General features: G+C 61.9%; 18 protein-coding genes and 2 pseudogenes. 10 read left to right on the forward strand and 10 right to left on the reverse strand.

Annotated features, from left to right (window positions below; all coding sequences use genetic code 11):
- The first annotated feature begins 175 nt into the window (after positions 1 to 175).
- The 3 genes from BLU35_RS15745 to BLU35_RS15755 are packed head-to-tail and all read left to right on the forward strand — an operon-like array spanning position 176 to position 1918.
- Positions 176 to 550, forward strand: a complete 375-nt coding sequence (locus BLU35_RS15745) for a COG4315 family predicted lipoprotein (RefSeq protein WP_058321292.1) — start codon at positions 176 to 178, stop codon at positions 548 to 550.
- Entirely contained in the window at positions 534 to 1088 is a 555-nt protein-coding gene (locus tag BLU35_RS15750; protein WP_057253630.1) for an RNA polymerase sigma factor, read from the forward strand. The genes BLU35_RS15745 and BLU35_RS15750 overlap by 17 nt, the downstream gene beginning before the upstream one ends.
- On the forward strand, positions 1085 to 1918 hold the full coding sequence (locus BLU35_RS15755) for an anti-sigma factor family protein (RefSeq protein ID WP_093233661.1): 834 nt from the start codon (positions 1085 to 1087) through the stop codon (positions 1916 to 1918). Before BLU35_RS15750 ends, BLU35_RS15755 begins: the two co-directional genes overlap by 4 nt.
- A gap of 37 nt (positions 1919 to 1955) precedes the next feature.
- Here the strand turns inward: BLU35_RS15755 and BLU35_RS15760 are convergent, their stop codons facing one another.
- From BLU35_RS15760 to nthA, 5 genes are all read right to left on the reverse strand, one after another.
- Positions 1956 to 2801, reverse strand: a complete 846-nt coding sequence (locus tag BLU35_RS15760; RefSeq protein WP_093233662.1) for a glycosyltransferase family 2 protein — start codon at positions 2799 to 2801, stop codon at positions 1956 to 1958.
- 31 nt (positions 2802 to 2832) lie between these two features.
- Positions 2833 to 3774 (reverse strand): glycosyltransferase family 2 protein, encoded by a 942-nt coding sequence (locus tag BLU35_RS15765; protein ID WP_502688157.1) that lies wholly within the window; start codon positions 3772 to 3774, stop codon positions 2833 to 2835.
- A 194-nt stretch (positions 3775 to 3968) separates the two neighbouring features.
- Positions 3969 to 4343: a nitrile hydratase accessory protein gene (locus tag BLU35_RS15770; protein WP_286161531.1), complete on the reverse strand. Its 375-nt coding sequence runs from the start codon at positions 4341 to 4343 to the stop codon at positions 3969 to 3971.
- Positions 4330 to 4989, reverse strand: a complete 660-nt coding sequence (gene nthB, locus BLU35_RS15775; protein ID WP_093233664.1) for a nitrile hydratase subunit beta — start codon at positions 4987 to 4989, stop codon at positions 4330 to 4332. Before nthB ends, BLU35_RS15770 begins: the two co-directional genes overlap by 14 nt.
- Complete coding sequence (nthA, locus tag BLU35_RS15780) at positions 4986 to 5624, reverse strand: nitrile hydratase subunit alpha (protein WP_057253620.1); 639 nt, start codon at positions 5622 to 5624, stop codon at positions 4986 to 4988. The genes nthB and nthA overlap by 4 nt, the downstream gene beginning before the upstream one ends.
- 458 nt (positions 5625 to 6082) lie before the next feature.
- On the opposite strand from nthA, the pseudogene BLU35_RS15785 reads away from it, so the two are divergent.
- The 3 genes and pseudogenes from BLU35_RS15785 to BLU35_RS15795 all read left to right on the forward strand — a co-directional run bounded on the left by BLU35_RS15785 (position 6083) and on the right by BLU35_RS15795 (position 9805).
- Positions 6083 to 7713 (forward strand): annotated as a pseudogene (locus BLU35_RS15785) (DUF1254 domain-containing protein).
- Positions 7714 to 8037: 324 nt separating this feature from the next.
- A pseudogene (locus BLU35_RS15790) lies at positions 8038 to 9326 on the forward strand (SDR family oxidoreductase).
- A 2-nt stretch (positions 9327 to 9328) separates the two neighbouring features.
- Entirely contained in the window at positions 9329 to 9805 is a 477-nt protein-coding gene (locus tag BLU35_RS15795) for a DUF2269 family protein (RefSeq protein WP_058321317.1), read from the forward strand.
- On the opposite strand, the gene BLU35_RS15800 is transcribed toward BLU35_RS15795, so the two are convergent.
- Positions 9797 to 10390, reverse strand: a complete 594-nt coding sequence (locus BLU35_RS15800; RefSeq protein ID WP_093233665.1) for a LysE family translocator — start codon at positions 10388 to 10390, stop codon at positions 9797 to 9799. The genes BLU35_RS15795 and BLU35_RS15800 overlap by 9 nt on opposite strands.
- 1362 nt (positions 10391 to 11752) lie before the next feature.
- On the opposite strand from BLU35_RS15800, the gene BLU35_RS15810 reads away from it, so the two are divergent.
- Positions 11753 to 12598: an aldo/keto reductase gene (locus BLU35_RS15810; protein WP_093233667.1), complete on the forward strand. Its 846-nt coding sequence runs from the start codon at positions 11753 to 11755 to the stop codon at positions 12596 to 12598.
- Between the two features lie 20 nt (positions 12599 to 12618).
- Here BLU35_RS15810 and BLU35_RS15815 read toward each other — a convergent pair whose 3' ends face one another.
- Positions 12619 to 13581, reverse strand: coding sequence for an acyl-CoA desaturase (locus tag BLU35_RS15815; protein ID WP_093233668.1), 963 nt, complete (start codon positions 13579 to 13581; stop codon positions 12619 to 12621).
- 179 nt (positions 13582 to 13760) lie between these two features.
- On the opposite strand from BLU35_RS15815, the gene BLU35_RS15820 reads away from it, so the two are divergent.
- Positions 13761 to 14105: a metalloregulator ArsR/SmtB family transcription factor gene (locus BLU35_RS15820; RefSeq protein ID WP_065374913.1), complete on the forward strand. Its 345-nt coding sequence runs from the start codon at positions 13761 to 13763 to the stop codon at positions 14103 to 14105.
- A gap of 281 nt (positions 14106 to 14386) precedes the next feature.
- Here BLU35_RS15820 and BLU35_RS15825 read toward each other — a convergent pair whose 3' ends face one another.
- The 3 genes from BLU35_RS15825 to BLU35_RS15840 all read right to left on the reverse strand — a co-directional run bounded on the left by BLU35_RS15825 (position 14387) and on the right by BLU35_RS15840 (position 18221).
- Positions 14387 to 15415 carry an NADP-dependent oxidoreductase gene (locus BLU35_RS15825; protein ID WP_286161532.1) on the reverse strand — a complete coding sequence of 343 codons (1029 nt, stop codon included), beginning with the start codon at positions 15413 to 15415 and terminating at the stop codon, positions 14387 to 14389.
- 432 nt (positions 15416 to 15847) lie between these two features.
- Positions 15848 to 16420 (reverse strand): acetolactate synthase small subunit, encoded by a 573-nt coding sequence (ilvN, locus tag BLU35_RS15835; protein ID WP_065374914.1) that lies wholly within the window; start codon positions 16418 to 16420, stop codon positions 15848 to 15850.
- A 22-nt stretch (positions 16421 to 16442) separates the two neighbouring features.
- The gene (locus tag BLU35_RS15840) at positions 16443 to 18221 is read right to left on the reverse strand and encodes an acetolactate synthase 3 large subunit (protein ID WP_093233670.1); all 1779 of its coding nucleotides are present in this window, start codon (positions 18219 to 18221) and stop codon (positions 16443 to 16445) included.
- A gap of 583 nt (positions 18222 to 18804) precedes the next feature.
- On the opposite strand from BLU35_RS15840, the gene BLU35_RS15845 reads away from it, so the two are divergent.
- Both BLU35_RS15845 and BLU35_RS36840 read left to right on the forward strand, forming a co-directional pair.
- On the forward strand, positions 18805 to 19614 hold the full coding sequence (locus BLU35_RS15845; protein WP_093233671.1) for a DUF2092 domain-containing protein: 810 nt from the start codon (positions 18805 to 18807) through the stop codon (positions 19612 to 19614).
- A 13-nt stretch (positions 19615 to 19627) separates the two neighbouring features.
- Complete coding sequence (locus BLU35_RS36840; RefSeq protein WP_093233672.1) at positions 19628 to 19822, forward strand: hypothetical protein; 195 nt, start codon at positions 19628 to 19630, stop codon at positions 19820 to 19822.
- The last annotated feature ends 7 nt before the right edge of the window (positions 19823 to 19829 follow it).

Genomic DNA, 19829 nt, shown 5'->3' on the forward strand with positions numbered 1-19829 from the left:
GCGGTGTCGGAGCAGCGGTCCCCCGTCTCGCATATTCACCAGTTTTCCGGGAATAAATCCCGCGCGCACCGTGTCTCACGGTTGGATCTGCAAGCATGCGGCTCTTGCGGAACGGGACGAGGAGGCATCCGCCCGTTTCCGGATAGGAAAATCATCTTGAGGAAGGACAATTGCCATGAGAACGTTTCCATTGACGATCGCCATGCTCCTTGCCGCCAGCGCCACGGCCTTCGCCGCGCCGCCGGTCAAGGAAGTCGAATCGGCCAAGGGCAAGGTACTGGCCGGGGAAAACGGTATGACGCTCTATACCTACAAGGACGACCATGGCGGCGTGTCCAGCTGCTACGACAATTGCGCCAAGAACTGGCCGCCCTTCCTGGCGGAAGCCAGCGCCAAGGCCGAAGGCGCCTATACGGTCGTCGAGCGCAAGGACGGCAAGAAACAGTGGGCCAAAGATGGCATGCCGCTCTATTTCTTCGTCAAGGACAAGAAGATGGGTGACATTACCGGTGATGGCGTGAAGGGCGAATGGGATGTCGCAAAGCCGTAATGGCGGCAATGCGGATGCGGGGGCCGAAAACCCCGCATCCGACCGGTTCGAAGAGGACGTGCTGGCTCTGGTGCCAGCGCTGAGGCGCTATGCCCGCAGCCTCGTGCGCTCGGATCCGGATGGCGAGGACCTGTTGCAGGATTGCGTGGAGAAGGTGCTTTCGCGCCGCGCGCAATGGCGCGGCGTCAACCTGCGCGCCTGGGCCTTCACCATCATGACCAATCTCGGCCGCAACCGGCACCGCTACCTCTCCATGCACCCGCAGGTGGCGCTGGAGGAGGATCTGGGGCTCGAGGCGGAGAACCGCGAAAGCGACCCGCTCGAACGCTCCAAGCTCGAACGGGCGCTGAACGGCCTTTCCTCGGAAAACCGCTCGGTGCTGATGCTCGTGGTGATCGAGGGATACCGCTACCAGGACGTGGCCGAGATGATGGCCATTCCAATCGGCACCGTGATGTCGCGGCTCTCACGCGCCCGGCGCCAGCTTGCCGAAGCCATGAAGGACGACAATGTGATCAGCATGCGGAGACCGAAATGACGGAAGATCTCAACACCGTCTCCGAAGACGACCTGCACGCCTATGTCGACGGTTTCGTGACCCCACGGGAACGCGAACGGATCGAGCAATGGCTGGAGAGCAACCCCGCCCGCGCCGAAGAAGTCCGGCAATGGCAGGCGCAGGCGTTGGACCTTCGTGCGCTCTTCGCCGGCTACGCCCACAGCGACACAAACGACCGCGCCCTGCTATCGAAAAGCCGCAACGATCTTCCGCAATCGGACCCGGACAAGGGCAAGCGATCCGCCACCGGCCGTCTGCGCGCCATCGCCGCCGGTCTCGCCCTGTTTGCCGCGGGCGCGCTGACCGGCCTCTACGCGCCATCTCTGATTTCTGCCGATGGCGGCAACCAATCGATCGAGACCGCCGACAGCTTGCCGCGGCAGGCGCAATCAGCCTTCCTGGTCTATGCCAGCGAAGTGCGCCACGCCGTCGAAGTGGGCGCCGACGAGCAGAGCCATCTCGCCACCTGGCTAGGAAAACGCCTCGAACATCCGCTGTCGATCCCCGATCTCTCCTCGCTCGGCTTCTCGCTGGTCGGCGGCCGGTTGCTGCCGGTCAATGGCAAGGCGGGTGCGATGTTCATGTATGAGGACGGCACCGGACGCAGGCTCACCGTGCTTCTCGGCCGGAACGACGACAACCGCGAGACCAGTTTCCGTATCGACAGCGTCGACGGCGTCGAGACCTTCTACTGGATCGACGGCCCGATCGGCTACGCCGTCACCGGCGAGGTGCCGCGCAGCCTGCTGCAGCAGGTGGCCGACGAGTGCTACCGCCAGTTCGACAAGAGCGAGGCGAAGGGAAGTTGAGATCGCGGCGCGCCCTCTCCGGCGCGTGTCCGCCCAATCAGAAAAAGCCGAGGAGCTTGTAGCGGGTCTTGCGACGCGCGTCGTTCCAGAACATCCGGAACAGCAGGAACTTTGTCCACGGCGACATCGGCGGCAGCTTGTCCTTCAGCCGATAGCAACCGACCGTATAGTCCCAGCGCTGCGAGAACTTTTCCCGGAAGGTCTTTGCGCCATACCGCTGAACCGATCCCGAACCCTCGATGAAATGGAACTCGGGCCCCTCAACATAGGCGACGAGATCGCGCACCACGAACTCCGTGACTATGTAGGAGGCGCCGGTCCAGGGATAGCTGAACTCCGCATAGCGCCGGAGCAGGATCTCCAGGCTGCCTTGCGACCGATAGATGCCGTAGACCCATTCGGACGGATAGCTCAGATTGCGCGGGATGTTACCGTCGCGCACGCGCTGGGCAAAATTGAAGACGTCGCGGTTGGGGCTGGCAAGGCGTCCCTTGCCGTTGTTGATGCGCCTGACGTCCGAAACCCCGAGCAGCTTGGTCTTATCCGCGTCCAGGGCGGCGACGAGGCGCGACAGGTAGTCGAGCGTCGAAAAGTCGTCGCAGGCCCTGAGGCAGAAATACTCGCCGAGTTCGGTGCCGAGGTGGAAGCACTTGAGGAAGTTCTCGTCAGCCTTGAGGTGCACTTCGTTCTCGAGTACTTCGAAGCGAGGATCCTTCGCCGCGAAGGCTTTGGCGATCTCCAGCGAACCATCGGTCGACCCGTTCTCGACGATGATGGCGCGAAAATCCCTAAAATCCTGATCCGCGATGCACTGCAGGCACTTTTCCAAGGTCTTCGCACCATTGAAGACCGGAAACAGAACGACGAGTTTCGCCTTCTCCATTCTCACTCCAAGCTATTCGCCGAGCCGCGCTTCAGGCGCGCTCAAGCCGCGTTATAAATCCGAGATCCAGCAATTGCTTGGATCCGGTGAAGCGCACCGAAACATCCGACGTCAATTGCAGACCGCCGGCGTTTGCTATGTTCTCCTTGATCTTCACATAGACGGCGGAGGCATCGAAATACTGCCCGCCTGCCGCCGCCGCATCGACGACCTCGGCATAATCGGCGAAGAACTTGAAATGCAGCAGCACGCCCATGGCGGCTGGAAAATTCCGGTCATAGGGCAAGGGCTGATGGATGCTGGGCCCGAAGCAGCACTCGCCGTCCCAGAACAGCAGCGGATACTTGACCATCTCCAGGTCGGTTCCGAACTTGCGATAGCGCGGCCCACCCTTGACGCTGAAGGCCCGCTTCAGCGCATGCATGACGTAGCCGGTGGCATCGAAATGATCGGCAATCTCCCAGGGGGCCTGTTGCTCCAGCTTCTTAACATCGGCGCGCTCGAGATCGACCGGATACATGTCGAGCATGGGGGCGAGCATGCGGCGGGCGCCCATGCGCTCCAGCGCCGGAATGAGCCACTTCAGTCCGCGTTCCTCATAGCCGTCATAGACGAGATACTCGTCGGAATCGACATTGACGTACCATCGGCCGGTGCCATAGCGCTCGAACAGCGTTTCCCGCCATTCGCGCCCGCGCCGCGCCTCCTTGAAGCGGACGATGGACGACCAGACGTCGACGTCCGGCTGCGCCACCAGGTATTCGCGCGTGCCGTCGGACGAGACGTCGTCGATGCAGATGAAGCGTGTCACCCCGAGCTTGCGGTAATGCGCCAGGAACGACGGCATCAGCTTGAGGTCGTTGTGGGTGATGAACATCAACGGGATATCGTCGGGCGACAAGGTCGCCGGCCCCCTAGCGTTCAGGCACGTCAACGCGTGCCGGCGTCTCTTTTTCCTCTCCCGCCGGGCCATCCTTTTCGTTTCCAGCCATGTGCTGAGGCGCTCGAGCGGCGTTCTTCTGAACATCTCCGCCGCCGCCTCCATGGAGGAAAAAGGATATCGCATTTCGCCCACGGCAAGCTCCAGATCGTTTAGATTAGCAGCCTCTACGTGAAAAACCGTCTGCGATCAACTTGCGAAAGTCCTGCCGATCGGAGCCTTCGAAATCAGGGCCGCTCAGGATCGTTGGCGAGCAGGATCGGCTGCCCGTGCGGCGTCGCTTCCGCCGCCCGCTGCCAGCTCAGCGTCAGGTGTTCCAGCTCACGGCCAGACGCGATCGAGAGCTCGGTGACGAGGCGCGAGAGCGCGGCTACCCAGCAATCGTAGAAGTCGCTGGCATCCGCCTTGCGGCCAGGCTTGTAGAGCTCGGCCGAAAGCGCCTCGGCCCATTCCGGCCAGGAGAACACGCCCCTTTCGTGCAGGCGCACGGTCATGGCAAACGCATTCGCCTGCCAGGGCTCGGCAAAGACCGGGTCGCCTTCCGGCGACTTTGGCAGTTCGGCCGAGGCAACGAGCGGCGACGTCACCTTACACGTGTTCAAGGTAGCTCTCCCAGGCATCGATCGAGACCGTCAGCGTCGGGTCGGCGCCCTCGCCCCAGATCTCGGGCCCATCGAAGACGACCGTATAGACCCATTGCGGATTTTCGCCGCGGCCATGGGCGTTATCATCAGGGAACACGAAGACGCCCTGCACCGCCTCCACCCGGCCGAGCTTGGCGCGGGCGTAGCGCGGCAGGCGCGTGTGTGTCTCCGGATTGAAATTCTTCGTCTTCACCCGGTCGCCGGCGGTAAAGCGCGGCTCCGCCGCGACCGGACGGTCGCACGGAGCGCCCTTGGCCAGCACGCCGGCCACCATCTCGGCCGTCAGTACCCGCTTCGGGCTCGCACCCGGCTCCAGCATATGGCCGCCATCGAGCTCGGCTTGGGTGACGAAGCCGTGGCGCTTCAGCAGCGTCTCCAGCGCGCGGGTCCAGATCTCGTAATAGCTCGCCGAAAGATAGGTCGCCGGCGGCAGGCTTTCGCGCGCATGCCGGCTTTCGTCGATCGTCCAGGCGCCGAAGGCGCCGCAGGAGAGCGTGACGCCGAGCGCCCGGTTCTCCCATTCGCCGTGGAAATAGGGCTCGTCCTTTTCCGGCGCCACGGGGCCGAGGCCGTGCGCGCCGCCGAGATCGTGCGGACCGTTCATCGAAGCGTCTCCCCGGAAAGCGCGAGCCCCGTGCCGATCATGGCATCGCGCGTCACCAGCCCCGCGAGTTCCTCCTCGCTGAAACCGTCGGTATCGGCCGGACGCTCTGGGATCACCAGATAGCGCAGCTCCGCCGTCGAGTCCCAGACGCGGATGCGCGTTGTCTCCGGCAAGATCAGACCGAACTCCTGGAGCACCCCGCGCGGATCGATGACCGCGCGCGAGCGATAGGGCGGCGCCTTGTACCAGACCGGCGGCAGGCCGAGCACGGACCAGGGATAACAGGAGCAGAGCGTGCAGACGACGAGGTTATGGGTCTCGGCCGTATTGAACACGGCGCGCATATGCTCGCCCTGCCGGCCGGTATAGCCGAGGCTGGCGATCGCTTCGGTCGCATCGCGCTTCAGCCACTCGGCAAAATCGGGATCGACCCAGGCCTTGGCCACCACGCGGGCACCGTTGCGCGGGCCGATCTTCGTCTCATAGGTCTCGACGATCGCGTCGATCGCCGCCGGATCGATCAGCCCCTTCTCGGTCAGCACCGTTTCCAGCGCCTTCACCCGCGCTTCCATGTCGGTGAAATGGTTGTCATGGTGATGATGGTCGTGATCGTGACCATGATGGTGTTCGGACATTGCCTGGCTCCTCGCAACGGCGCACCCCTCGGGCGCAGACGGCGCTGCCTCCTCACTCGCGCGATAGTGGTAGCTGATGAGATCCGGATTCGAAATCGAATTCATCAGCGACCGGCGACCAGAATTGTCACCGTAACAAGTCCGGTTCCATGCGAACCGGCAGCATTGAAAAATGCGCTATTATGTAGGATCCACCAACGCGCGAGGCTAAAGCCAGCAAGAGCGCCGTTTTCCACGTATGTTGCAGTAACGTAATTGCTATTTCACGGCCTCGTGAAAGGGTTCACGCTGTCCGATTTGCAGACCCGCTGACTCAAACTCTCATGAAGACAAACTTGTCCAAAAGGTACTCGCGGAGCATGCTCGGGAGTCGGGAAACGTGCATCGCGCCATAGACATCCGGCAACGTGGTGTTGTCCGCGCCAATCCAGAGTCTTACTCAACAAATGGAGGGCAGCATGAAACCTATTAGAAGCAAGCTTCCACTATTTGCAGCTCTTGTCGCCGCAACCATCGTCAACGGCGGAAATCCAGCTTTTGGCCGGACGGCGACCGAAATCCCACCGATTCTGGTTACCCCGGATAAAGTAGAGTCTCGCATCGGTACGCTCAATTTCAAGGATGGCGCGCCGAGTGCAGACACCGTCGACAAGGTTTATGACACGCTTGATTTCACTCGCGCCCTTGACGCGTTCCTCAACAGCTATGGCGGCGCATCGGCCTATGCGATCCGCAAGGGTCTTCTCAGCATCGGCGCAGAGGACAACACGGTCACCCTTTACCCTGAACTGATGGATTCGAAGTCGCTGTTCCTCACGGCCAATGCCGATACCGTCTACTATTTCAGCATCGTGGATCTGACGAAGGGGCCGACCGTGGTCGAGCAGCCTCCTATGGGGGTAGGCACGATCAACGACATGTGGTTTGGCTGGATCATCGATGTCGGGTTCCCCGGTCCCGACCGCGGCGAAGGCGGAAGATACCTGCTGCTGCCACCCGGTTATGACGGTCCGGTTCCGGAAGGTGGTTTCTATGTTGCGCGGTCGCGAACCGGGTCATCTATGCATCTCGCGGTTACCTTGTAGACAACGATCCGAAGCCGACCGTCGAGAACATCAAGAAAAATATGAAGATCTATCCCTACACGCCGGGCGGTGTCGGCACGAGCATCGCAACGGCGCTCGAAGGCAAAGTCAGGCTTGAAGTGAATCCGCCGGTTCCTGAAACCAAGTTCCTCGCGGCGAGCGGCAAGGCGTTCAATACGATCCCCCCAAGCGACTATTCGTTCTTCGAGATGATCAACGCCAATGTTCAGGCCGAGCCGGCCGATTCCTACGATCCGGAACTTGCAGGCCAGTTGGCAGCCATCGGTATCGTCAAGGGCAAGGAATTCAACCCGGACGACCGGATGAAGAAGATTCTGACCGATGCAGCAGCGGTGGGAAACGCGGCCAGCCGTGTGTTGAACTGGCGTTTCAGCGGGCCCCATCCTGATTGGTCGTACTATTCAGACTCAATGTGGGGAAACATGCTGTGGCAGGGTGGCGCAAATTTCGAAACGCCGCCGCCGATGATCACAAAGGATGGCCTGTTCGACCCGCTACCGCCGACTGGCGCGCGTACCCTCGATTCCAAGACGGCCTTCTACTTCGGCTACACGCTCGACTCGCCCGGCATGATCATGCGGCTCCCCAAGGTCGGGTCGCAATATCTCATGGGTTTCCTGGACGCCAACAAGAACGACCTCGACGGCGGCAAGACCTACAAGGTGACGCTGCCGAAGGACATTCCGGCGGCCGCGTTCTGGTCCTTCACGCTCTACGACAACCAGTCGCGCTCGATGCTACAGACGCCGCAAGGCTACCCGCGCGCCGGCAGCCAGAGCTATCCATCGCCTGCCGCGGAAGCGGAACCGGATGGCTCGACGACGATCTATTTCGGCCCAACCCAACCCGAGGGGGTGAAACGCGGCAACTGGATCCAGACCATGCCCGGCAAAGGCTGGTTTGCGCTCCTGCGTCTCTACAGTCCGCTGGAATCGTTCTTCACGAAGGAATGGCGGCTAAGCGAGATCGAACTCGTGCCCTGATGGTGGGAATGTGGGAGCAATGCTGACAAATCGCGGCGGAAGTAGCCTCCCGCGAGGTGCGACGTGATCGCGAGAATTCACACCACCGCTGCGCCTTGCCCATGTGATCGGCGCCGCCGTGCTTTTCGGCACCGGCGCACCCCTCGGGCGCAGACGGCGCGGCCTCCTCACTCGGGCGATAGTGGTAGCTGATGAAATCTGGATTCGAAATCGATTTCATCAGCGACCGGCGACCAGAATTGTCACTGTAACAAGTCCGGCCGCGACTAAACTTTGACGATACATGATGCTTTCGCGCGCAACCGCCTCCGCTATTCTAGCCGCATGAAGGTTCTGATTCTCGGCGCCACCGGCTTCATCGGCTCGACCCTACTCGATCGTCTTGTCAGCGACGGACACATGGTAACCGGCCTCGGCCGCCATGTCGCGAGCGCGCGGCTGAAACGGCCGCAGGCGCAATGGTTCACGGCCGACCTCGCCGACATGCGCGCTGCCAGCAACTGGCGAGGGTTGGTCGAGGCCCATGACGTCATCGTCAACTGCGCCGGCGCGTTGCAGGATGGTTTGGCCGATGATGTCGGTGCGACCCAGGAGACGGCGATGCTGGCGCTTTATGCGGCTGCGAAGGCATCGCCGGTGCGGATCGTCCAGATCTCCGCACCCCAGATCTCAGCGTCATTGGGCGGCGCCGGCAGCGACAGCGCCTTCCTCGCCACCAAGTTCCGTGCCGACACGGCGCTCGCGGCAAGCGGCATCGCGCATGTCATCCTTCGCCCGGCGCTGGTGCTTGGCCGCAACGCCCATGGCGGTTCGGCCCTGCTGCGTGCCCTTGCCGCCCTGCCCTTCGCCATCCCGCTCGTGCATGTGGGGTCACGCGTCGAAACGGTCGCCATGAGCGATGTTGCAGAGGCCGTCAGCGCGGCTGTTGCCGGGCTGATGCCCGAAGGAAGCGATCTCGTGCTTGGCGACGAGACACCGCCGACGCTTGGCGAACTCGTGGCACTGCACCGTGAGTGGCTTGGCCTGCCCGCCGCCAGAACCGTCTCGTTGCCCGCAGCACTTGCAGCACCCGTCGGTTTCCTTGCCGATATCGCCGGCAGGCTTGGCTGGCGTTCGCCGCTGCGCTCGACAGCACTTTCGGTGATGGCCGGCGGCGTTTCTGCCGCGGGTTGGCCCCGAGCCCCCGGCCCGTTCCTGTCCGCCCGCCAGAGCCTTTCAGCCAATCCATCGGGCGTTCAGGATCTCTGGTTCGCCCGGCTCTACCTGCTGAAGCCGCTGATGGTCGTCGGGCTTTCGCTCTTCTGGCTGCTGTCCGGACTGATACCGCTTTTTGCCTTCGACGCTGCTCGGCAGCATTTCCTGCGGTTTCTCACCGATGGCCCGGCCACGGCGATGACGCTTGCAACCTGCCTTGCCGATATCGCCCTTGGCATTTCGTCCGCCCCTTGGCGAAGCGTGCGCTGCTGGGCATGCTCGCGCTGACTTTCGGTTATCTCGCCACAGCAAGCCTCGTCGAACCCGCACTCTGGGCCGAACCGCTCGGACCGCTCGTCAAGGTCCTGCCTTCGATCCTCGCCACACTTGCGACGCTTGCCATTCTGGATGAACGCTGATGCTGCTCGAAGATGTGCTGCGCCTTGCCCATGTGATCGGCGCCGCCGTGCTCTTCGGCACCGGCGCAGGCATCGCCTTCTTCATGCTGATGGCCCGGCGCACCCGCGATGCACGATTGATCGCCCATGTCGCCGGAACGGTGGTCATCGCCGATACGGTCTTCACCGCCACGGCCGTGCTGATCCAGCCAATCACCGGCTATCTGCTGGCGACGAGCATCGGCTGGTCGCTGACGGAAGGCTGGATCGTGTTGTCGCTGATCCTCTATGTGGTCACCGGTCTCTTCTGGCTCCCGGTCGTCTGGATCCAGTTGCGGCTGCGCGATCTTGCCCGTCTTGCAACGGCAAACGGTGCGTCGCTGCCACAGGAATTCGACCGGCTCTACGCCATCTGGTTTGCCTGCGGTTTCCCGGCCTTCCTGGCCGTGACCGGCATCTTCTGGCTGATGCTCACCAAGCCGCAATTCGCACTATTTTAGCATCGGCCAGAGACTGACGACGAGCAGTACCGCCATGGTGATGTTGAACCATTTGAGCCGCGACGGCTCCGACAGCCATTGGCGGAGCGCCGAGCCGAAGCCTGCCCAGGTGGAAACGCTCGGTACATTGACCAGCGCGAAGACCAGGCCGACGACCAGGACGCTGAAGAGGTAGCTTTCGCTGCTGGTATAGGTGGCCATGGCCGAGACCGCCATGACCCAGGCCTTGGGGTTGACCCATTGGAAGGCGGCCGCCTGCAGGAAGGTCATCGGATTGGCGCCGGCCTTGCCTTCGCCGAGCGAACGTGAGGTGCCGATCTTCCAGGCGATCCAGACGAGGTAGGCGCCGCCTGCGAATTTCAATGTGGTGTAGAGCAGCGGCACGGAATGTAAGAGCGCGCCGAGACCGAAGCCGACGGCGATCAAGAGCAGGAAGAAGCCGGCACCGATGCCCAGCATATGCGGAACGGTACGCACGAAGCCGAAGTTCACGCCCGATGCGAACAGCATCATGTTGTTCGGTCCCGGCGTGATCGATGTGGTGAACGCAAACAAAAACAACGCCAGCAGCGTATCGGCCTGCATGGTTTCCTCCGGCTCAATTGGGTCAACATAATTGACCTATTGACCGGCACCAGTCGCGAACTTGTCACCATGACATCTTTATTTTTGCCATGCCATAGCCAGAAAACCCTTGTGGCACAAGGCTTTGGCCCATTCACGTCCGTGTTACCCTTGGGGCCGGGTAGCGTCTGGGTAACATTCGCGTTTAAACGAACGGCCACCGGCTTCGCCGGGTCGAAGGCGACGGTTGTTCGGGGTTCGCTTTCGGTCAAGGCTGCTCGGCTTCGCCTCGGCCTACGGGCCTTCGACCCTTGACCTTCGCTCCACGCCTCACTCCCTGCCTTCTCACTCCCGGCTAAAGTCTTGTGGCCTCGTGCGATCAACGGTGGACGATCGGACCAAGAGACGACTAGTCGGGGCGATTTAGCGGGCCACTGAGAGGCGAATGTTCTAATCCTGGTACTTGTCCTTGGCTTTGGCCCGCAAGCAACTGGAGAACAGCACGTCAGACTGCATAGCCCTTTGATCTCCCGGAAGGCGTGCGGCAAGGCACTCGGTTGCGCGAGCGCAGTATTCCTCTTCCAACCGCCGCTGGGCAATCAGGGCGTTCGCTGGCATCGGAACGCCAGCCGATCCGATCAAGGTTAGATTTGCTTTGGTGTAGGCGTCTAAAGCGGCGGCAAGGCAAGCGCTCTCGTCATTCGCTGCTAGTGCGCTGGTGGTTATTACCGCTGATAAAGCTACCGCGATCCCGCTGCGATACAATGAATTGCCTCCCGGTCACCGACGCTACTTCGGCAAGAGTTGCGCCGCTGCAAGCACAGTCGGCTGCGGCCCTCCTAGTCGAAATGCCAACCTCGATATGACGGGAATATTCGAAGGTACGCAACCGCGTTCGCTTGTTGTCCCTCTCCAATTTCGTTGGTCGTAGTCTCGCCCCGTTTTGGTCTCGTTTTCGCTTGGTCCCGGGCTTGGTATCACCTCTCCCCTATTACATAGGGGGAGAGTGAGACTGATACCTGAGACTTGCCGTGAACTAAGGGTTTGCGGGTTAGGTCCCATTTCAAAGTGAGACCTGAGAGTGAGACCTAAAAAGCGGCACCTGAGACCTTAAACTCACCCTGCAACATGTACCTGCCATCCGGCCCCGGGGGTAACCATAAACAAAAAAGCCTGCATTTGCGGGCTTCATCGTTCAAATCCACTTGTCACCATGACAAATTGACGACGGCCACCTCATCGACCTTTGCGCGAAATTAGCCGCCTGCCGCGCGATACTGCTTTGCCCGAGGGCGTGGGCTCGAAAGCGCGATGCTTTGCGCTAGATTGCCGATCGGACCGAACAACCGCCCGTCCAACCTATACGCCTGCGAGGAGAGCCCGATGCACGACCCGATCCCGACAACCACGCTACCCGATGGCCGCCGCGTGCCCGTGCTCGGGCAAGGCACTTGGCGCATGGGCGACACCGCGGCGCGGGCTGCCGACGAGGTGAAGAGCCTGCAGCTTGGCCTCGATCTCGGCATGACGTTGATCGACACCGCGGAGATGTACGGCAATGGCGCCTCGGAGCGCATCGTCGGCGAAGCGGTGCGCGGGCGTCGCGACGAGGCCTTCATCGTCAGCAAGGTGCTGCCGTCGAATGCCAGCCGGATCGGCACCGAAGCCGCCTGCGAACGCAGCCTGAAGCATCTCGGTATCGACCATATCGACCTCTATCTCCTGCACTGGCGCGGCGGCTATCCGCTCGCCGAAACCGTCGCCGCCTTCGAGGCGCTGAAAAAGGCCGGCAAGATCGGCGCCTGGGGCGTGTCGAATTTCGACGTCGACGACATGGAGGAATTGCTTGCGGTACCGGACGGAAAGAACGTCGCGGTCAACCAGGTGCTCTACAACCTCTCACGCCGCGGCATCGAATTCGACCTTTTGCCCTGGTGTCAAAAGCGCGGCATCGCGATCATGGCCTATTCGCCGCTCGACGAAGGCCGACTGCTCCGCCATCCGGATCTCATCCACATCGCCAAGGCGCATCAGGCGACGCCATCGCAGATCGCACTTGCCTTCCTGAAAACCCGTCCCGGCGTGATCTCGATCCCCAAGACCGGTTCGGCGGACCGCGCCCGCGAAAACCGCGACGCGATGGACATTCACCTGACGTCGGAAGACCTCGGCGACCTCGACCGCGCCTTCCCGCCGCCGAAGCGCAAGCGGTCGCTGGAGATGATCTAAACCAGCCGCCAGCTTAAGCATTACCGCAGCAACGCGCGCAGGACCGGACAGGCCTTTCTCTGGCCGGTCAGTCCTTCCGGACTTGCAACGATGCGTCTGAGACCGGCGCGTCGTCGCGTATTGGACGGCAGCTTGATCGCCGAAGCCAGCCCCAGGCGCGAAAGCAGGCGGATGAACCACCAGCCCAGATCGATCTGCCCGTCCTCGATCCCGAGCCGGGCGGATTCCGGAAAGGCGTGGTGGTTGCCGTGATAGGCTTCGCCGAAGGTCACCAGACCGAAACGCGGCAGGTTGTAGCCCTGCACGGCGACGCCATCGACGCGCCACCCCTGCTCGCCGCCGCGATGGGCGAAGTGACCGACCAGCCAATGCCCCGTGAGCGAGACGGAAACACGGACCGCCACACCCCAGATCACCCAGGAAATGCCACCGAAGACGAAAAGCACCAGCGCCAGCGGCACTTGCTGCAGCATCCAAGTCGCTTCAAGGAAGCGATAGAACCGATCCTGCGCGACACGGTCTTCAATGACAAATCGCGGCGGATGATCGAGCGCGACCACGCAATGCATCTGCCAGAAGGCGTCCTGAAGGAAAGGTCGGCGGTGCGCGAAGAGATCGTGGCAGGCCTGCTGGCGCTGCGCCCAATCGCGAATGTCATGGGCGTAGATCATGCCGAACGGCCCGGCCATGCCGACAAGCACACCGAAGGTGACGAGGATGCGCTCGAGCCAGAGCGGCGCCTCAAAAGAGCGATGGATCAGTAGCCGGTGCATGCCAACCGAATGGCCGAGGCAGATCGTAAGGGCCGTCAGAACGATGAAGATCACAAGGGCGTCCACCGAAAACGTCATTGGCGCACCGATAACGGCCACGAGCGTCATTCCGGAGATCCAGAGCGACTTGCCCGGAACCCAGACGACCCGGCCGTTCACCGGTTCGCTATCGCGCAGCGCTATCATTCTGCCAGTCGACACGACATCCATGGCACCCTCCACGACAAAACCCTGACCAGTTTTTCAGGCAACACTGAAGGACCCGATTGAAAACAACCGGCGCAGAAGTTATTTAGGAAATAAACTAATTACATATTTACCCGCGAATAGGTATTTAGGCAATATCCTAATTACCTATTGATCGACCTGCCGGCGACAAAGGAGATCTCGTGAACGACGACACGCTCAACCAGGATGCAGGCGGATCGGCACAGCGTGTGTTCAACGCCTTGTCGTCGCTGCACCGGCGCAAGATACTGGCCTATCTCTCAGCCTCCAGCCTGACGGCGGGCGAAATCGCCGAGCGCTTCAACATGAGCAAACCCTCGGTGTCGCAGCATCTGACGGTGCTGGAAAATGCCGGCCTGATTGCCAAGGAAAAGCGCGGCCAGTTCGTTCATTACACCATTGTGACCAACAATCTGATCAACACGCTGAATGGTTTTGCCCAGGAGGTCTGCCCCGTCAGCCGGCCCCTCAAGCGCGAGAGCGAAGCCAAGGCGAAGTCAAAGTAGGACAGCCCCTCATCCGGCCTGCCGGCCACCTTCTCCCCGCAGGCGGGGAGAAGGAAATCCGCCGCGCCCACTCGCCCCAGCAAAACCGTTGGCGACCTGCTCGTCCCTGAAAGAACTCCCGGGGCGGTCAGCGCACAACCGCGTCCCCTCTCCCCGCCCGCGGGGAGAGGGCTAGGGTGAGGGGCTGTCAGGGGGCGGACAGTCCCCCGTATCCGACGCTGGAAATCATAGTCCCTATGGGCCGCGGTTCATCGCGGCGATGCCGTTGCTGCAGACTTGGGTTAGCCGGAGCGACTCCCGATCTCCACCACCACCTTGCCCTTGGCGTGGCCGGATTCCAGATAGGCAAAGGCTTGCACTACATCCTTGAGCGGAAACACGCGGTCGATGACGGGCCTGATCGCCTTGGTCTCGATGAGATCGGCAAGTTCGGCAAGCTCGGCACCATCAGGATGCATGAAAAGGTAGCGGTAGGCGACGCCATGTTTCCTGGCGACGGCGCGGATCCGGTAGGATGCAAGCCAGAAAAGCGCCCTCAGGAACAGGCCACGGCCGAGGTCCTTTCGCGCGGTTTCAGGCTCGGGCATGCCGGCGATGGAAACCACTTTGCCGCCGCGCTTGACCACGCCGAACGACTTCATGAGCGTTTCGCCGCCAACCAGATCGAAGGCGCCGTCCATGTCGCGCAACTGCTCCTCGAACCGTTCTGTCGTGTAGTCGATCACCACGTGCGCGCCGAGCTCTTCGACAAGCGCACGGCCACGCGGCGACGCCGTGGTCGTCACCTCCGCCCCCAGCCATTTCGCCAGCTGGATCGCGAAGGTGCCGACGCCGCCGGCCCCACCGGGTATGAAGATCCGGCTGCCTTCCCTCACATGAAGCTCGTCGCGCAACGCCTGTAAGGCCGTGAGGCCGGCAAGCGGCACGCCGGCTGCCGTGTTGAAATCGATCGATGCGGGCATCTTTGCCAGAAACTGTTCAGGCACGACCGCATACTCGGCCAAGCCGCCCATGGCCTCCTTGGGCATACGCGCAAAGACACGATCTCCCGGCGTGAAGGACGTGACGTCTTCTCCCAGCGCCTCGACGACGCCGGCAAGTTCGTTGCCCATGACAACAGGCAACGGATAGCGCTGGACGACTTTGAGCATCCCTTCGCGCGTCTTGTAGTCGACAGGATTAAGTCCTGCGGCATGCACCCGGACAAGCACCTCGCCGCGCGCCGGTCGCGGACGCGGCACGTCACGCAGCTCGGCAGCATCAGGACCGCCGTATCGCGTCAGAACAAACGCCCGCATCTGCATGAACATGACCCCGCCGCCTGATATTGCTTGTTTTGTCGGCGATTAGTCGGCGAGAAATACCGGCGAAGTCAACAGCGCGTGGCTTCCGGCGGCTTCCATCGAGGCTCCGCCTGCCCCTCATCCGGCCTGCCGGCCACCTTCTCCCCGCCTGCGGGGCGAAGGACACGCGCGGCGACGCCCTGCGTAAAAACACCCGACGCTACCTGCAACTATGGCTTTTGGAGATCAAAAAACGTTCGGCACGCGCGGCGACAGTCCCCTCTCCCCGCCTGCGGGGAGAGGGCTAGGGTGAGGGGCAGTCCCGGCGAAGGGTGAGGGATAATCTCAGCAAGGAGCCTGAGGGCAGCCCCGGCGCGAAACATGGGGCCCGCCCTAGCTTGGCGTGTGCGAGCCAGAAACGGGCGCAGGGCCAGGTGAGCCCCTCGCCCGCTGCGACTATCACATGCCCTGCGGGCCGCGGTTCATGGCCGCAATACCCGTGCGGCAGACTTCGATGAGGCCGAGTGGCTTCATGATGGCGATGAACTGTTCGATCTTCGACGGCTTGCCGGTGATCTCGAAGACGAAGTGATCGATGTTGGCGTCGATGACGGAGGCACGGAAGGCGTCGGCCAGCCGCAGGGCCTCGACCCGGTGGTCGCCCGAGCCGTGCACCTTGACGAGCGCCAGTTCCCGCTCGATCGGCCGGTCGTGGCCGAGGCTTGCGGCGCGCACCGTCAGGTCGACGACGCGGTGAACCGGCACCAGCCGTTCGAGCTGGTTCTTGATCTGGTCGAGCACATGCGGTGTGCCGCGCGTCACGATGGTGATGCGCGACAGGTGCGCCTCGTGTTCCGTTTCCGAAACCGTGAGGCTTTCGATGTTGTAGCCGCGGCCGGAGAACAGGCCGATGACGCGGGCAAGGACGCCCGGTTCGTTGTCGACGAGAACCGAAAGCGTGTGGGTTTCGGCGAGCTCGGTCTCCTTGGCGATGAAGTAGGCGGAGCCGGTCGGTTGAAGGTGTGCGTTCATGTGAGTGGTTCCTCTACCTATCTCAGACCAGCTGACGGCCCTTGGCGTCGATCGCGTTGGCGACCGCTTCGTCCGTGGCTTCGTCGGGCAACAGCATCTCGTTGTGAGCCTTGCCCGAGGGGATCATCGGGAAGCAGTTGGCGAGATTGGCAACACGGCAATCGAAGATGACCGGTGCCGGCGTGTCGATCATCTGGCGGATCGCAGCGTCGAGCTCGCTCGGCTTGTCGCAGCGGATGCCGACGCCGCCATAGGCTTCCGCCAGCTTGACGAAGTCAGGCATCGCCTCGGTGTAGGAGTGCGACAGGCGGTTGCCGTGCAAGAGCTGCTGCCATTGCCGCACCATGCCCATGTACTGGTTGTTGAGGATGAAGATCTTGACCGGCAGGCCGTACTGGACCGCGCAGGACATTTCCTGGATGCACATCTGGATCGACGCGTCGCCGGCGATGTCGACGACGAGGCTGTTCGGATGCGCGACCTGGACGCCGATGGCAGCCGGGAAGCCATAGCCCATGGTGCCGAGACCACCCGAGGTCATCCAGCGGTTCGGCTGTTCGAAGCCGAAGAACTGGGCCGCCCACATCTGGTGCTGGCCGACTTCCGTCGTGATGTAGGTGTCGCGGCCCTTGCTGTGCTCATAGAGCCGCTGGATAGCGTATTGCGGCATGATGACATCGTCGTTCGGCGCATAGGCGAGCGAGTTGCGGGCACGCCACTTGGTGATCATCTCCCACCAATCGGCAAGCCGCACCTTGTCAGCGCTCTTGGACGCGGCGCGCCACAGGCGAACCATGTCTTCCAGAACCGTGCCGACATCGCCGAGGATCGGCACGTCGACGCGCACGTTCTTGTTGATCGACGACGGGTCGATGTCAATGTGGATCTTCTTGGAGTTCGGCGAGAACGCGTTGAGGCGGCCGGTGATGCGGTCGTCGAAGCGGGCGCCGATGCAGATCATGACGTCGCAGTCATGCATCGCCATGTTGGCTTCGTAGGTGCCATGCATGCCGAGCATGCCGAGCCAGGCCTTGCCGGAGGCCGGATAGGCGCCGAGGCCCATCAGCGTCGAGGTGATAGGGAAGCCCGTCAATTCGACCAGCTCGCGCAGGAGATGCGAGGCTTCCGGACCGGAATTGATGACGCCGCCGCCGGAATAGATGATCGGCTGGCGCGCATTGCGCATCAGTTCGACCGCTTCCTCGATCTTCTTCAGATCGCCCTGCTTCTTCGGCTGGTAGCTTTTCTGGGTCGGAACGGCTGATGGAGGCGTGTAGGTGCCGGTCGCAAACTGGATGTCCTTCGGGATATCGACGACGACGGGACCCGGGCGGCCGGACTGGGCAACGCGGAAAGCCTCATGGATGATGCGGGCGAGATCGTTGACGTCCTTGACCAGCCAGTTGTGCTTGGTGCACGGCCGGGTGATGCCAACGGTGTCGCATTCCTGAAAGGCGTCGGAACCGATCAGCGAGGTCGGAACCTGGCCGGAGATGCAGACGAGCGGGATGGAATCCATCAGCGCGTCCTGCAGCGGCGTTACCGCATTGGTGGCGCCGGGGCCGGAGGTGACCAGCATGACACCGACCTTGCCGGTCGAGCGGGCATAGCCTTCGGCCATGTGGCCGGCGCCCTGCTCGTGGCGAACGAGGATGTGCTGGATATCGTCCTGCTGGTGGATCTCGTCGTAGATCGGAAGCACGGCGCCGCCCGGATAGCCGAAGATATGCTCGACGCCGTTGTCTCTCAGTGCCTGGAGAACGATCTCCGCGCCTGTCATCTGGTTTTCTGTACCGCTCATTGACTTGCTTCCGTCCCTTTTCCCAGTTGGGTGCTTAGCTTGTTTGAAGGCATAAAAAAAGGCCCCGTCAGGAGCCTCGTTCAGCGCATGGGTGGCTACCGCCGGATGGTTACACCATCCTGCCCATGCGCCGTCCCACCACAAGAATAACCGCGAAATTTTTCATGGGCCGAGTTGATAACCACAAAAGCCCAAGGCGTCAACGGCTTTTAGTTACACGATCGGGCTTCCGCGCGGAACATTGTTGCGCAAGCAGGGGCGCCCGACCCGTGGCCGGTTGAGAAAACCGGGCGGCAAGGTGCCGAAGCGGCTCATTCCGGCACCAGATCATGTCAGCCTGTCGCGTGCCGATCAGAACGCCGGCGCAGCGGCCTTGCAATCGCGTCGACACTATTTGATTAACCTGCTAGTATCCGTGACTTCCGATTGCAAGCGTACGTTTCGGCGCGCGGTATCCATCTCAAGCGCGCGAGGTGGATTTCCGTGCGATCATTTGTCTGCCATTGATCGCCACCCTCGGAGCGCTCGCTGCCGGGAGGCGACCTCATGTAAGCCAAGTGCGGCATAGAGGGAGAACAATCAGATGGTGAAGCTTGTGCAGAAAGCGGTGGTGCGTTCCACCGCGACGGTGTCGGCTGCGGTATTGGCATTAATCGTTGGCATGGGAACACCTTCAGGCGCGAAGGCCGGGAATGCTGAGGCCAAGAGCCTGCTCAAGGCCATGTCCGACTATTTGGCGGCGCAGAAGACCATATCTTTTGGTTATGATACTAATCTCGAGGTTGTTACCAAGGATCACCAGAAGCTCCAACTGGCGAGTTCTGGAACGATCGATCTCGCCCGGCCCGACAAGATTCGTGCGACGCGCACTGGCGGCTTCGCCAATGTCGAGATGATCTTCGACGGCAAGACTCTCACGGTTCTCGGCAAGGACGCCAATCTCTATACCGAGGTCGAGAAGACCGGCACGCTGGACCAGCTCGTCGACGAGTTGCGGGAAAAGCTCCAGAAGCCCATGCCTGGCGCCGATTTGCTTCTGTCGAATGTCTACGATGTGCTGATGACCGACGTTGTTGACGTAAAGGACCTCGGCAGCGGCGTAATCGGCGGCACCGAATGCGATCATCTGGCATTTCGCACCAAGGAGATCGATTGGCAGATCTGGATCGCTCAGGGCGAGCGCCCCTATCCCTGCCGGTATGTCATTACCAGCAATCAGCTTGACCAGGCACCGCAATACAGCGTCCAGACCAGGGACTGGAAGACCGGCAGTGAGGTTGCTGCAGACGATTTCGGCTTCAAGAACGAGACCAACGCAAAGAAGGTCGATCCGAAGGAACTCATCGATATTGATGAACTGCCCGGCCATCTGGCCATAGGAGGCGGCCAATGACCGTGTCAAAGAAATTGAGATTGTGCTGCTCGCCGGCATCGTCGGCTTTCCAGGACTGCAAGCGGCGGAGCGCATTCCAGCGTTGAGTTCGTACAGTTTCGTCTCGATAGCCGAGGCCAGGGTCGGGCGTCCACTTACGCCGGTCAGCGTGGCCGGAGTGGCGCGGCGCACCGTGCGCCGCTGCGCAGTTGGCGTCTACTACTGCTAAATCGCAG

The organism is Sinorhizobium sp. NFACC03, assembly GCF_900103435.1.
Classification (GTDB): Bacteria; Pseudomonadota; Alphaproteobacteria; order Rhizobiales; family Rhizobiaceae; genus Ensifer.